Annotated in this window: 11 protein-coding genes and 1 tRNA gene; 3 read left to right on the forward strand and 9 right to left on the reverse strand. The window is 62.9% G+C overall.

Translation table 11 applies throughout. The features are described 5' to 3' along the window. Positions 1 to 249: 249 nt before the first annotated feature. From P0X85_RS11840 to P0X85_RS11850, 3 genes are all read right to left on the reverse strand, one after another. Positions 250 to 2,022, reverse strand: coding sequence for a PHA/PHB synthase family protein (locus tag P0X85_RS11840; RefSeq protein ID WP_275813424.1), 1,773 nt, complete (start codon positions 2,020 to 2,022; stop codon positions 250 to 252). Between the two features lie 221 nt (positions 2,023 to 2,243). Further along, the gene (locus P0X85_RS11845) at positions 2,244 to 2,618 is read right to left on the reverse strand and encodes a hypothetical protein (RefSeq protein WP_275813427.1); all 375 of its coding nucleotides are present in this window, start codon (positions 2,616 to 2,618) and stop codon (positions 2,244 to 2,246) included. Next, positions 2,615 to 3,223 (reverse strand): TetR/AcrR family transcriptional regulator, encoded by a 609-nt coding sequence (locus P0X85_RS11850; RefSeq protein WP_275813431.1) that lies wholly within the window; start codon positions 3,221 to 3,223, stop codon positions 2,615 to 2,617. The genes P0X85_RS11845 and P0X85_RS11850 overlap by 4 nt, the downstream gene beginning before the upstream one ends. Positions 3,224 to 3,304: 81 nt before the next feature. On the opposite strand from P0X85_RS11850, the gene P0X85_RS11855 reads away from it, so the two are divergent. Together P0X85_RS11855 and P0X85_RS11860 are read left to right on the forward strand one after the other, a co-directional pair. Further along, complete coding sequence (locus P0X85_RS11855) at positions 3,305 to 3,808, forward strand: cytochrome b (protein ID WP_275813434.1); 504 nt, start codon at positions 3,305 to 3,307, stop codon at positions 3,806 to 3,808. Between the two features lie 102 nt (positions 3,809 to 3,910). Next, positions 3,911 to 4,372 (forward strand): class I SAM-dependent methyltransferase, encoded by a 462-nt coding sequence (locus P0X85_RS11860; protein ID WP_275813437.1) that lies wholly within the window; start codon positions 3,911 to 3,913, stop codon positions 4,370 to 4,372. A 450-nt stretch (positions 4,373 to 4,822) separates the two neighbouring features. Here the strand turns inward: P0X85_RS11860 and P0X85_RS11865 are convergent. The 3 genes from P0X85_RS11865 to P0X85_RS11875 form a co-directional block, all read right to left on the reverse strand. Beyond that, a tRNA-Arg gene (locus P0X85_RS11865) sits at positions 4,823 to 4,899 on the reverse strand. 45 nt (positions 4,900 to 4,944) lie between these two features. Then, a complete protein-coding gene (locus P0X85_RS11870; RefSeq protein ID WP_275813439.1) occupies positions 4,945 to 5,406 on the reverse strand; it encodes a GNAT family N-acetyltransferase in 462 nt (153 codons plus the stop codon). A 44-nt stretch (positions 5,407 to 5,450) separates the two neighbouring features. Next, positions 5,451 to 6,329 carry a hydrogen peroxide-inducible genes activator gene (locus P0X85_RS11875; RefSeq protein ID WP_275813442.1) on the reverse strand — a complete coding sequence of 293 codons (879 nt, stop codon included), beginning with the start codon at positions 6,327 to 6,329 and terminating at the stop codon, positions 5,451 to 5,453. A 168-nt stretch (positions 6,330 to 6,497) separates the two neighbouring features. On the opposite strand from P0X85_RS11875, the gene katG reads away from it, so the two are divergent. Continuing rightward, positions 6,498 to 8,675 (forward strand): catalase/peroxidase HPI, encoded by a 2,178-nt coding sequence (gene katG / locus P0X85_RS11880; protein ID WP_275813445.1) that lies wholly within the window; start codon positions 6,498 to 6,500, stop codon positions 8,673 to 8,675. A 125-nt stretch (positions 8,676 to 8,800) separates the two neighbouring features. On the opposite strand, the gene P0X85_RS11885 is transcribed toward katG, so the two are convergent. The 3 genes from P0X85_RS11885 to P0X85_RS11895 all read right to left on the reverse strand — a co-directional run bounded on the left by P0X85_RS11885 (position 8,801) and on the right by P0X85_RS11895 (position 11,855). Further along, a complete protein-coding gene (locus tag P0X85_RS11885) occupies positions 8,801 to 10,336 on the reverse strand; it encodes a tripartite tricarboxylate transporter permease (protein WP_275813448.1) in 1,536 nt (511 codons plus the stop codon). 12 nt (positions 10,337 to 10,348) lie between these two features. Then, a complete protein-coding gene (locus P0X85_RS11890) occupies positions 10,349 to 10,780 on the reverse strand; it encodes a tripartite tricarboxylate transporter TctB family protein (protein ID WP_275813451.1) in 432 nt (143 codons plus the stop codon). An 85-nt stretch (positions 10,781 to 10,865) separates the two neighbouring features. Continuing rightward, a complete protein-coding gene (locus P0X85_RS11895) occupies positions 10,866 to 11,855 on the reverse strand; it encodes a Bug family tripartite tricarboxylate transporter substrate binding protein (protein ID WP_275813455.1) in 990 nt (329 codons plus the stop codon). Positions 11,856 to 11,997 lie beyond the last annotated feature (142 nt).

The raw sequence follows: 11,997 nt of genomic DNA on the forward strand, positions 1-11,997 counted from the left end.
CCTGCGCGGTGGCGGTTGCCGTCATGCCGGTGGCCACACAACATGATCGGGATGCGGACCATCTTGCCGGCCCGGACGGGGGTGCCGTACGGGGGGGGATGGCTCCTGAACAATTTTACCATCGTGCCGAAGCCGCCGGGGCATGTAACCAAACAGCACGCACAGGCCTGACTCTATGGCCAAAGGCCCAAATTGAACCGCAGCGCCGCGCGACGTTTTCGCTTCTGTCCCCATCGCTACGCTCCTGTCCTAAGCTTGAAGGACATATGAACCCGGAGCGTCGCCGAGCGGCTCCAGGCCGCGATCAGGTGCGCCCATCGGCGGCGGCGCCACGTGGGCACCGGCGCGCTGCGCTAGCCAGTCAGCCCAGACCGGCCACCACGAACCTTCCTGCTCCATGGTTTGTGCGAGCCAACTGTCCGGATCGATAAAGCGATCCTGCGCCTGCCTGGTCCGGACCCGCAGATGTCGACCCGGATGGCCCGGCTCTGACACGATGCCGCCGTTATGGCCACCGCTGGCCAGAAGAAAGGTCATCTCGGTATCGGTAAGCAGGTGGAACTTGAACACCGAATGCCACGGCGCGACGTGATCGGTTTCAGCAGCGACGACAAACAATGGCAGGCGCAGATCGGTCAGCGCAACGGGGCGACCCTCGACCCGGAAGCGTCCTTCGGCCAGATCGTTCTTCAGGAACAACTGGCGCAGATATTCCGAATGCATGCGCGCGGGCATCCGGGTGCCATCGGCATTCCAGGCCATCAGCGCGTTCATCGGGCTGCGCTCGCCCATCAGATAGTCATGCACCATGCGCGACCAGACCAGATCGTTCGAATGCAGCATCTGAAAGGCCCCGGCCATCTGGTGCACATCCAGATAACCCTGTTCGCGCATCATGTCCTCAAGGAAGGCCACCTGACTTTCCACCATGAACAGCGTCAACTCGCCCGCCTCTTCAAAATCAATCTGGGTGGCCAGAAAGGAAAGACTGGCCAGCCGGTCGTCGCCGTCGCGCGCCATGGCCGCCGCCGCGATCGACACCAGCGTGCCGCCAAGGCAGTAGCCCACGGCATGCACCTTCTGCCCCGGCACGACGGTATTCACCGCCTCCAGCGCCGCCAGAACGCCCAGACTGCGATAATCGTCGATGCCCAGATCGCGGTCTTCGTAGTCGGGGTTCTTCCACGAGATCATGAAGACGGTGAAGCCGCGGTCGGTCAGGTATTTCACCAGCGAATTCTGCGGGGTCAGGTCGAGGATGTAGTACTTCATGATCCAGGCCGGCACGATCAGCACCGGCTCGGGATGGACCATTTCGGTCGTGGGGGCATACTGGATCAGTTCGATCAACCGGTTGCGATAGATCACCTTGCCGGGGCTTGTGGCCAGATCGCGACCCACCGCGTGGGCATCGGCCCCGTGCGGCGGGTTGCCGTTCAGGCTGCGCTGCCAATCCTCCAGCAGGTTCAGCCAGCCGCGCGTCAGATTGGCACCGCCCTCGGCCCAGGTCTTTTGCAGCACCACCGGATTGGTGGCCACGAAATTCGCCGGAGACAGCGTATCCAGCGCCTGCCGGGTCGCAAAATTCACCTGCGCCTCGTGTCGGGCGTCAAGGCCGTGGATGCCGGTGGTTGCCACATGCCACCATTGCTGCTGCAGCAGAAAGGACTGGTGGAGCACGTTGAAGGGCCAGCGCTGCCAGGCCGGATCGCGAAAGCGCCGGTCCTGCTCCAAGGGTTCGATGCAAGACGGGGTGGCGTCTGGCTGCAGGGCGCATTGTGCTGCAAAGCGCCCGAGGCGCGCCACCTTGCGCGCGGCCTTGTCAGCCAGTTGCGCCTGCTTGCCGGGCGAGGCCGCCAGATGGGTCATCCAGTCAGAATAGGCAGTGGTCACGGCGAGGGGAGAAAGGCCCTTTGTCCGACGCGCCAGGAACGCGTGCCACGTCCGGTCGAGCCCGTCCCCGAGGCGCTGCACGCTGTCTTCGCCCGCGCCATCCAAGCCGGGCCGAGGCAACACAGCCATTTTGCCTGCCGCTGTCACAGCAGTCTGATGCGCGACCTCGACGCCAGGCGGCGAGAGTTTCTGTATTTCAGGCATTTGTGAGTTTTCCTCTGCTAAACGCCGCATCAAAGACCCTGACGCCGCAGTCCGCCCTATTCAGGATCAGTCTCTGCATAATATTGTCCTTTTCTCCCCGGCATCGACCAGCAGCACCGCGGTGAATACGGCCACGCGTGCCCGTTTCATGTGCTGCTCTGCTTGGTCATGGGTTTCCATGCCGTCAAGGCCACCACGGCCCAGAAACCCGTGCGCAGGGCCATCGCGCCGACCGTGCGCATCTCGTAGGCACCGCCCGAGGCGACGCGCAGGCCGAAGGCTGCAAAGACTATTGCCGTGGCGAACAGGATCGCCAGCGCCACGGGTAGGGCAAAGCGATGGCCGCGCCATAGCAGCAGGCCACCCACGACATAGGCAAAGCCCGCAATAAAGTTGAACCACAAGACAAAGGGCACCACCGCGCCCATGTCGGCCGTCCCGAACAGCGCCTTGCCGCCAGACAGCAGTGTCAGCAGCCCAAAGGCCATCGCTGCGCCGCCCGCAATCCGTTGAGTTTTCATCGCTGTCTCTCCCCATAAGCAAAAAGCGCCAATTGCACGTCAAGCAGGCGCAGGCCTTCGGGTTGAAGCGCAAATCCCCGCGAACCAAGACTCCAGCGGATGGCGATGCCCTGCACCAGCGACGTCAGCAGGACTGCTGCATCCTGCGGCCTGACGTCCGGGGTCATCGAACCGTCGGCGATCATGCCTTCAAGGTTTGCCACCAGATGTGCCTGATACTGCATCATCAGGCCACGAAACCGTTCGCGCAGGATGACGTTGTCAACGTTGATCTCGCGCGAATGCAGAATTGCGGGCAAGGCCGGGGTTGCCTCGATCTGGCGCAATTGCGCGGCGATCAAGGCGCGCAGCCGATCTTTCGGCGTGGTGTTCGCCGCCAGCGCCTGCTGCCAAGCCTCTGCCAGCCGCACGGCGATCACCTCTCCCACCGCCGACCACAACTCGGCCTTCGTCGGGAAGTGCCGGAAAATCGCCGCCTGTGTGACCCCAACCTCGCGTGCGATGTCATTCGTGGTCAGGCGATCTGGCCCAATCTGATCGGCCAGACGCAGCAGCGCCTCGACGATATCGGTCTTGCGATCCTCGGCGGGTTTGCGTTGAAGCATGGGAACCTCTTGTGAGTGAGTAAACACTAACATAAGGTTCTAGGAAATCAAAGTGATTCGCATTGCCTGGAGATGAACGCGATGACTGCTAGCACCAGACCCGCCCCGATCGGATATTCCCGCCTGCAGATCCTGTTACACTGGGGTGCCGCGGCACTGATCGTGCAGCAATACCTGCTCAAGGACGCGATGTCTGCGGCATGGGATGCGGCAACCAAGGGCGTGGAGATCGCCTTCAACCCACTTGTCCTTGCCCATGTCGCGGGGGGCGCGCTGGTACTGGTGTTTGCGCTGTGGCGGCTGTCGATCAAGGCCCGCGTTGGGGCACCGGCAATGGTGGGCGACAGCGCTGTGCAACGGGCGTTGGCCAAGGCCACGCATCTGGGCCTTTACGCGCTGATGATCCTGATGCCGCTCAGCGGGTCTATGGCCTGGTTTGGCGGGGTCGAGTTGGCAGCACAGGGCCACAACATCCTGAAAATCGCTTTGCTGGCGCTCGTGGCGCTGCATGTGGTTGGTGCTGTCTACCACCACTTCGTGCTGAAGGACGGGCTGATCAACCGGATGCGCCGCGCCGAAAGCTGAGCATCAGCCAGAACATCCCGCAACGCCGCAGTCGGCAAGCTACCGTGAACACTCGCAGCAGCATCGTGGTGATCAACGCAATGCGGCGGCGCCGGACGTGAGATGGACGGTCGCCCCTCAGCGCCACCGCTGCCAGAATATGATCAGCAGAGGAAAGCCATGCCCCATAATCGCAGCATGAGGTTCTGGGACCGCATCGCCAAACGCTATGCCGCGCGCCAGATCACGGATGTTGCGGCCTATGAGGCGTTGTTGGCCGACGTCGCTTTACGGCTGAACCCCGGCGATCGGGTGCTGGAAATTGGCTGCGGCACTGGCGGAACGGCGATCCGTCTGGCCAGCCATGTGGCCAGCTACACGGCAACCGACTTTTCAGCTGAAATGATCCGCATCGCCCGGTCAAAGCTGGCACCCGCCACTCTGCATTTTGAAAGAACTGACGCGCAAAGGGCGTTCGACGGCGCGCCTTTTGATGCGATCTGCGCGTTCAACTTCCTGCATCTTGTGGACGATTTCGAGCGACCGCTTTCAGGACAAGCCGACAGGTTGCCCGATGACCGCTAAGGGCCGAAACCGTCGATCTTGCGGGCAGCTGGTCCTCCACATGGGTTGAGCTGGGGCTCGGGGAGCACAGAAAATAACGGCCTGAGATGTAGATCCGCGGGCGCAGGGCAAACAGTTACATCAACGCCACATCAACCCGCGAATGCAGGTTTCGCGCGGGGTTTGCGCCTGAATGTCGGTGAATGCGGCTGAATGCCGGGTCACAAATTTCGGGATAACAAAGGCTTATTGGCTAAATGCCTAATTTCCATAAGTTATTGGAATCGTTGGGGTATAGGCTCATAACCTGAAGGTCGTAGGTTCAAATCCTACCCCCGCAACCAAATATATCTGCAAATACAATGCGTTACGAGCCGCCCTTGGGCGGTCGCTCGCGTTCCAGATTCGCCCGTGGAGGCACGCTGGAAGCAAATGGGGCGAGAAAAACGCAATGAACGCGATGCTGGGATGTGGCGCTCCCTGAAGGACTCGAACCCTCAACCTGCCGATTAGAAGTCGGCTGCTCTATCCTGTTGAGCTAAGGGAGCGCATGGGACCATGTTTTGCGCCATGGCGCGCGCGCGCGCAACCCGTCAGATCGCCAATGTCATGAAAACTGAGTTCGGATCGGGGCGATACCCTTCGAAAGGATCGCAGTAGCTGAAGCCCGCGCGCTCGTAGAGCAGGCGGGCGGCCTCGAAGGAAGGTTGTGCGCCTGTTTCGAGGCTGAGCCTGGTCAGGCCTTCTTCGCGCGCCGCGGCAATCAGGTGATCGAGCAACATTCGTGCCAAGCCGCGCCCGCGCATCTCCATCAGCACATGCATCGATTTGATTTCGCCATGGTCAGGGCTGGTGAGCCGCTTGATCGCGCCCATTCCCACAGCCTGCGCATCGTCGCGCATGACGAAAAACAGGATGCCCGGTGCGGCCAGAGCGTCCGCGGGCAGCATGTGGATCGACTCGGGCGGCGTGTCGGCATGCATCGCAGCGGTATGGCGCGCATGCAGATGGGCGAGGTTTTCCTGAACCGGATGTTCGAGCGTGATCGTGATCATGGCGGCGAGATTATGCCATCGGGCGCCATACGCAAGGGGGTTGGTCAGGGGCGCAGCAGATCCGCAATCTGCCCAAATTGCGCGGATAGCGGGCTGCTCTTGCGCCAGACGATGCCGACGGTGCGCTTGGGGCGCGGGGCGGGGAGTTGCGTGACCGAAACCTCGGCGGAGCGGGTCTCGATCGGGACGGCCATCTCGGGGATGAGCGTCACGCCGATGCCCGCGCCGACCATCTGCACAAGCGTGTTGAGCGAACTGCCCTCCATCAACTCGCGCGGGCCTTTGCTCGGCGCGGTGCAGAAGGACAATGCCTGATCGCGGAAGCAGTGGCCCTCTTCGAGCAGCAGGAGCCGCATGTCGAGCAGATTGTCGAGATTGGGCACGGGCAGGTTGGCCTCATGCACCGGGCGAACCAGCATGAATTCTTCCTCGAAGAGCGGTTCTTCGTGCAAGGCGGGTTCCGAGACCGGCAGCGCCACGATGGCCAGATCGAGCCGCCCTTCGTTCAGGTCGCGGATCAAGGTCTGGGTAATCGCCTCGCGTGGACGCAGGTCGAGCGCCGGATAGGCCGCACCCAGCCGCTTGATCGCACCCGGCAAGAGATAGGGCGCGATGGTCGGAATCACGCCAAGACGCAGCCGCCCCGAGAGCGGGCCGCGTGCGGTGCGCGCCAGATCGTCGATTTCCTCTACCGCGCCGAGGATCGCGCGCGCCCGCTCGGACAGTTCCTCGCCAAGCGCGCTCAGCCGCACCTGCCGCGCGCCACGCTCGATCAGCGGTGCCCCCAGGAGCGCCTCAAGTTCCTTGATTTGCAGGGAGAGCGCAGGCTGCGAGATGCCGCAGCTATCGGCGGCATGGCCGAAATGGCGGTGCCGGGCCAGCGCCTCGAAGTAGCGCAACTGCTTGAGCGTGAGGCCAATCATAAGCTAGCCTTATTGGAATTATTATAAATTCAAAATTCTATTAATCGTTCTGCGTGGTATAAGCAACGCATGAATTCGCAGCGGATTCGATGGGGCAGGAGATCTCCGGCCCAAACGGCTCCGCCATCGCAACTTGTCATGAACTCGAAATCTCAGAGGAGGACCGTCATGGACGGAAACGACATCAAGACCGAAGGCAAATGCCCGGTGATGCACGGTGGGAACACCGCGCAGGGATCCAATGTGATGAGCTGGTGGCCGAATGCTCTCAACCTCGAGATCCTGCATCAGCATGACAGCAAGCCGAACCCTATGGGCAAGGCGTTCAACTACCGCGAAGAGGTCAAGAAACTCGATTTCGACGCGATCAAGGCCGATGTGCACGCGCTGATGACCGACAGCCAGGAGTGGTGGCCGGCGGACTGGGGCCATTACGGCGGCCTGATGATCCGCATGGCGTGGCACTCGGCGGGCAGCTACCGTCTGGCAGATGGTCGTGGCGGTGGCGGCACCGGCAACCAACGTTTCGCGCCGCTGAACTCGTGGCCGGATAACGTCTCGCTCGACAAGGCGCGCCGCCTGTTGTGGCCGATCAAGAAGAAATACGGCAACAAGATCAGCTGGGCCGACCTGATGATCCTCGCCGGTACGATTGCGTATGAAAACATGGGTCTCAAGACCTTTGGCTTCGCGTTCGGCCGTGAAGACATCTGGCATCCCGAACTCGACATCTACTGGGGTGCCGAGAAGGAATGGCTGGCGCCGTCGGATGCGCGGTACGGCGATGTCGAAAAGCCCGACACGATGGAAAATCCGCTGGCCGCTGTGCAGATGGGTCTGATCTATGTGAACCCCGAGGGTGTGAACGGCAAGCCCGACCCGATGAAGACCGCCGCTCAGGTCCGCGAGACCTTTGCCCGCATGGCGATGAACGACGAAGAAACCGTTGCGCTGACCGCTGGCGGCCATACCGTCGGCAAAACCCACGGCAATGGCGATGCCGCCGTGCTGGGCGCGGACCCGGAAGGGGCCGATGTCTGCGAGCAGGGCTTTGGCTGGTCGAACCCGAACATGGGCGGCAAGGCGGCCAATGTCGTGACCTCGGGTCTCGAAGGCGCATGGACCTCGGAGCCGACGAAGTTCGATATGGGCTTCTTCGAGATGCTCTTCGGCCATGAGTGGGAGCTGCGCAAATCGCCCGCAGGGGCTTGGCAGTGGGAGCCGGTCAATATCAAGGAAGAGGATAAGCCGCTCGACGCGACCGATCCGACCAAGCGCCACAATCCGATGATGACGGATGCCGACATGGCGATGAAAGTCGATCCGATCTACAACGAGATCTGCCAGAAATTCATGGCCGATCCGGCGTATTTCAACGACGTCTTCGCCCGCGCATGGTTCAAGCTGACCCACCGCGATATGGGGCCGAAGGCACGCTACATCGGGCCGGACGCGCCGCAAGAAGACCTGATCTGGCAAGATCCGGTTCCGGCGGGGTCGACCGATTACGATGTGGCCGCGCTCAAGGCCAAGATCGCCGCTTCGGGGCTCTCGCTCTCGGATATGGTCTCGACCGCATGGGACAGCGCACGCACCTACCGTGGCTCGGACATGCGGGGCGGTGCCAATGGCGCGCGTATCCGTCTGGCGCCGCAGAAGGACTGGGAGGGCAACGAGCCCGAGCGTCTGGCGCGTGTGCTCTCGGTTCTGGAGCCGATCGCCAAAGAGGCCGGGGCGTCGATCGCGGATGTGATCGTGCTTGCAGGGAATGTGGGCGTCGAGCAGGCGGCGAAAGCGGCGGGCTTTGACATCGAGGTTCCCTTCGCGCCGGGCCGTGGGGACGCGACTGACGAGATGACCGATGCCGAGAGCTTCGACCCGCTCGAGCCGCTGGCCGACGGGTTCCGCAACTGGCAGAAGAAAGACTATGTCGTGAGCCCCGAAGAGATGCTGCTCGACCGGGCGCAGCTCATGGGTCTGACCGGGCCGGAGATGACCGTCCTGATCGGCGGCATGCGTGCGATGGGCACCAACTACGGTGGCACCAAGCACGGCGTCTTCACCGACCGCGAAGGCGCGCTCACGCCGGACTTCTTCGTCAACCTGACGGACATGGCCTATAAGTGGGTTCCGGCTGGCAAGGGCGTCTACGAGATCCGCGACCGCAAGACGGATGCGGTGAAATGGACCGCAAGCCGCGTCGATCTGGTCTTCGGGTCGAACTCGATCCTGCGCGCCTATGCCGAGGTCTATGCCCAAGACGACAACGCGGGCAAATTCGTCGAGGATTTCGTGGCGGCTTGGACCAAGGTGATGAACGCGGATCGCTTCGATCTGCACGCCTGATCGGGTCAAGACAGATGAAAAACGGGCCATCCCTTCGGGGGTGGCCTTTTTCATGTTGGGCCGCAGAGAAAAACGGCCGGGGATCGCGCGCCCCGGCCGTTCTTGATTTTAGGTCTTGGCTGCGATCAGTCGCGGAGCGAACCTTCCTCGTCGCGGCGCAGGCTCGGCATCTTGATCCGGCCCGCCAGAATGATCGGCAGCACGAAGCCGAAGATGGCGACCATCCAGAGCCCGATGGCGAGCGGGCTGTCGATCAGCGTCCACCAGTTGCCATTGTCGATGGTGATCGCTCGGCGCAGGTTGTTCTCCATCGAGTTGCCCAAGAGCGTGCCAAGGATGATCGGCACCAGCGGCACGTCGAGCTTGCGCAGGACCCAGCCCATCACCCCGAAGCCGATCATCACCAGAAGGTCGAAGCTCGAGCCCGAGATCCCGTAGATGCCCACAAAGGACACCATCGCCACGATCGGCATCAGGATCCGCGGCGGGATCAGCAGGAGCCGGGTAAAGAGGCCCACCATCGGGATGTTCATGGCCAGAAGCATGAAGTTCGCGATGAAGAGCGCGGCGATCAGGCCCCAGACCACATCCGGGTTGTTGGTGAAGAGAAGCGGTCCTGGCGTGATGTTGAGGCTCAGGAGCACGGCCAGCAGAACGGCGGTGGTGCCAGAGCCCGGCACGCCAAGCGCCAGCATCGGGACGAGCGCGCCGCCTGCGGCTGCGTTGTTGCCCGCCTCGGGTGCCGCCACGCCGCGCGGGTCACCGGTGCCGAACGTGCCGTCCTTGTCGACCAGACGCTTCTCCATCGAATAGGAGATAAAGGACCCCAACGAGGCGCCCGCACCGGGCAGAACGCCCGCAAGGAACCCCAGCACCGAGGTGCGCAGCATGGTGGGCGTGCTTTCCTTGATCATCTTGAGCGGAGGCGTCAGCCGCCCGATCTTGAGCTTGTGGCCTGCCGCATCCGAGCTGCCGTGGCGCTCTTCGAGGAAGATGAAAACCTCGGACAGCGCGAAGAGGCCGACGATCGCCACGAGGAAGTCGAGCCCGTCATAGAGGTGCACCTCGCCAAAGGTGAAGCGCGGCACGCCGGTTTGGGTATCGACCCCGATCATCGCAAGGCCGAGCCCCAGCGCCGCAGCAAAAGCCGATTTCGCCTGATTGGTCGAAGACACTCCGCCCAGCGTCATGAAGGCCAGCGCGAAGAGCGCGAAATACTCGGCCGGGCCGAAGAGCAGCGCGATTTTGACGAGCTGCGGTGCGAGGATGATGAGCCCCCAGGTTGCAAGGAACGCACCCACGAAAGAGGCGATCCCCGACAGCGACAGGGCCTCGCCCGCCATGCCCTTCTTGGCCATCGGGTGGCCGTCGAGGCAGGTCATCATCGCCGGTTCGTCACCGGGGATGTTCAGCAGGATCGAACTGATCCGCCCGCCATACATCGCCCCGTAATAGACCGAGGTCAGCAGGATCAGCGCGGGCGTCGCGCCAAGGCCCATGGTAAAGGCCAGCGGGATCAGGATGGCGACGCCGTTCGAGGGGCCAAGGCCGGGCAGGGCGCCCATGATCGTGCCAAGGAAGCAACCCAGCAGCGCAAGCCCGAGGTTTTGCCAGGTCAGGGCAATTGCGAAGCCGTCGCCCAGTTGGGACAGGATTTCCATGCTCGCTCTCCCTTAGAAACCAAGCGGACCGCGCGCGAGCGAGAGGCCCAGCACGAGGTGAAAGACAGAGTAGATGCCCAGCGATGTGCCAACACCCGTCAGCACCGAGGCGAGCACGGATGAGCCGAGCCGCCAGGACAGGTAGCTGGCCGCCAGTGCGGTCGCGATCACAAAGCCCGCCACCGGCAGAAGCTGCGCGTAGAGGATCATCACGACCACCGCCGCGCCGATCTCGACGAGACGCCCGAGCGCGGGCCAATGCGGTTCGGCATCGGGGCGCAACGCAATCACGAGGCTCGAAAGCCCGAGGATGGCGGCAATAATGAGGGGGAAGGCCTTGGGGCCGACAGCATCGGACAGGAAGCTCTCCTCGATCGCCAGCGCCGCGAGCGCAAAGCCGATCGACAGGAGAACCCCGAAGATGCCGAAAATCCGATCACTCATGGCGATCTCCTTTTCGGGGAAGGGATATGGGGTGGGCGCTGCCCGGCCCGGCAGCGCCCGTTCAGGCAAGCGTCGTTTGGTGCGCTTACTTGATGATGCCGATCTCTTTCGAGATCGCTTCGATCTGTGCGACGCTATCGGCGACGAACTTCTCGAAGGCTTCGCCTTGCAGGTCGAGCGGGGCCATGCCGTTCACAGCCATGACTTCTTTCCACTCGTCCGATTCATAGAGCGCCCCGATCTTCTCGACCCAGCCGTTATAGGCTTCGTCCGACATGCCGCCAGGCACATAGAAGCCGCGCCAGTTCGCGCCGATGGCGTCCACGCCTTGCTCTTTGGCGGTCGGGAAGGCGGCGAATTCGCCCTCCAGGCGCTCGGGCGCGAGAACCGCGATCACGCGGATGTCGCCCGAGTCGACGAAGCCCTTGGCTTCCGAGATGTCACCGGTGAATGCCTGAACCGAGCCAGCCAGCAGCTGGGTCACAGCCTCGCCGCCGCCATCGAAGGCGATGTATTTGACGGTGCGTACATCGTCGATGCCATAGGCGTCCGCCGCGATCAGAACCTTGAGGTGGTCCCAGCCGCCGACAGCCGAACCGCCCGCGACCGAAATGGCGGTCGGGTCGTTTTTCATCTGCTCGAGCAGTTCCGGCAGGGTCTGGATCGGGCTGTTGGCCGCGACCGCGATCACGCCGTAATCCGCGCCGATCGAGGCGAGCCAGCGCACCTGATCCATGGTGTTGCCCGGGAAGGCGCCTTGCGCGAGACGGGTGGCGGTGGCCGAGGAGGCTGCCACGATCAGGTCGTTGCTGTCCCCGCGCTTGTTCACCACTTCGGCGAACGCCACGCCACCGCCGCCGCCGGCGAGGTTGACGACCTGCATGGTCTTTTCGATCAGGCCGAGGTCTTGCAGCGATTTGCCGACCTGGCGGCAGGTGAAGTCCCAGCCGCCGCCCGGGTTCGCGGGTGCGATGCATTCGGGGTTTTCGGGGGTGAAGCCCTCGGCCGACGCGGTCAGCGCCGATGCGCCCAGAAGGGCTGCGACGAGCGTCATGCGGGTTGCTTTGAACGTCATGTATTCCTCCACTGTTTCCAGCCATGGGCGACATGAAGCGCCCGGGCCTTTCCTCCCCCGCGACCCTGTCCACGCTTTGCAGACTCCTCCGTGCGGGGTATGCAACGGGTGTAGAGGAAAAACCTGTCACGAACCTGTCAGC

It is taken from the genome of Pseudothioclava nitratireducens (genome assembly GCF_029210495.1).
Classification (GTDB): domain Bacteria; phylum Pseudomonadota; class Alphaproteobacteria; order Rhodobacterales; family Rhodobacteraceae; genus Pseudothioclava; species Pseudothioclava nitratireducens.

What these genes read in the sequence shown, in the direction of transcription:
- P0X85_RS11850 (WP_275813431.1), bottom strand. Translation starts at nt 3,223, where the DNA reads ATGCTTCAACGCAAACCCGCCGAGGATCGCAAGACCGATATCGTCGAG.
- P0X85_RS11855 (WP_275813434.1), top strand. Translation starts at nt 3,305, where the DNA reads ATGACTGCTAGCACCAGACCCGCCCCGATCGGATATTCCCGCCTGCAG.
- P0X85_RS11885 (WP_275813448.1), bottom strand. Translation starts at nt 10,336, where the DNA reads ATGGAAATCCTGTCCCAACTGGGCGACGGCTTCGCAATTGCCCTGACC.
- P0X85_RS11895 (WP_275813455.1), bottom strand. Translation starts at nt 11,855, where the DNA reads ATGACGTTCAAAGCAACCCGCATGACGCTCGTCGCAGCCCTTCTGGGC.
- P0X85_RS11845 (WP_275813427.1), bottom strand. Translation starts at nt 2,618, where the DNA reads ATGAAAACTCAACGGATTGCGGGCGGCGCAGCGATGGCCTTTGGGCTG.
- P0X85_RS11870 (WP_275813439.1), bottom strand. Translation starts at nt 5,406, where the DNA reads ATGATCACGATCACGCTCGAACATCCGGTTCAGGAAAACCTCGCCCAT.
- P0X85_RS11875 (WP_275813442.1), bottom strand. Translation starts at nt 6,329, where the DNA reads ATGATTGGCCTCACGCTCAAGCAGTTGCGCTACTTCGAGGCGCTGGCC.
- P0X85_RS11840 (WP_275813424.1), bottom strand. Translation starts at nt 2,022, where the DNA reads ATGGCTGTGTTGCCTCGGCCCGGCTTGGATGGCGCGGGCGAAGACAGC.
- katG (WP_275813445.1), top strand. Translation starts at nt 6,498, where the DNA reads ATGGACGGAAACGACATCAAGACCGAAGGCAAATGCCCGGTGATGCAC.
- P0X85_RS11860 (WP_275813437.1), top strand. Translation starts at nt 3,911, where the DNA reads ATGGACGGTCGCCCCTCAGCGCCACCGCTGCCAGAATATGATCAGCAG.
- P0X85_RS11890 (WP_275813451.1), bottom strand. Translation starts at nt 10,780, where the DNA reads ATGAGTGATCGGATTTTCGGCATCTTCGGGGTTCTCCTGTCGATCGGC.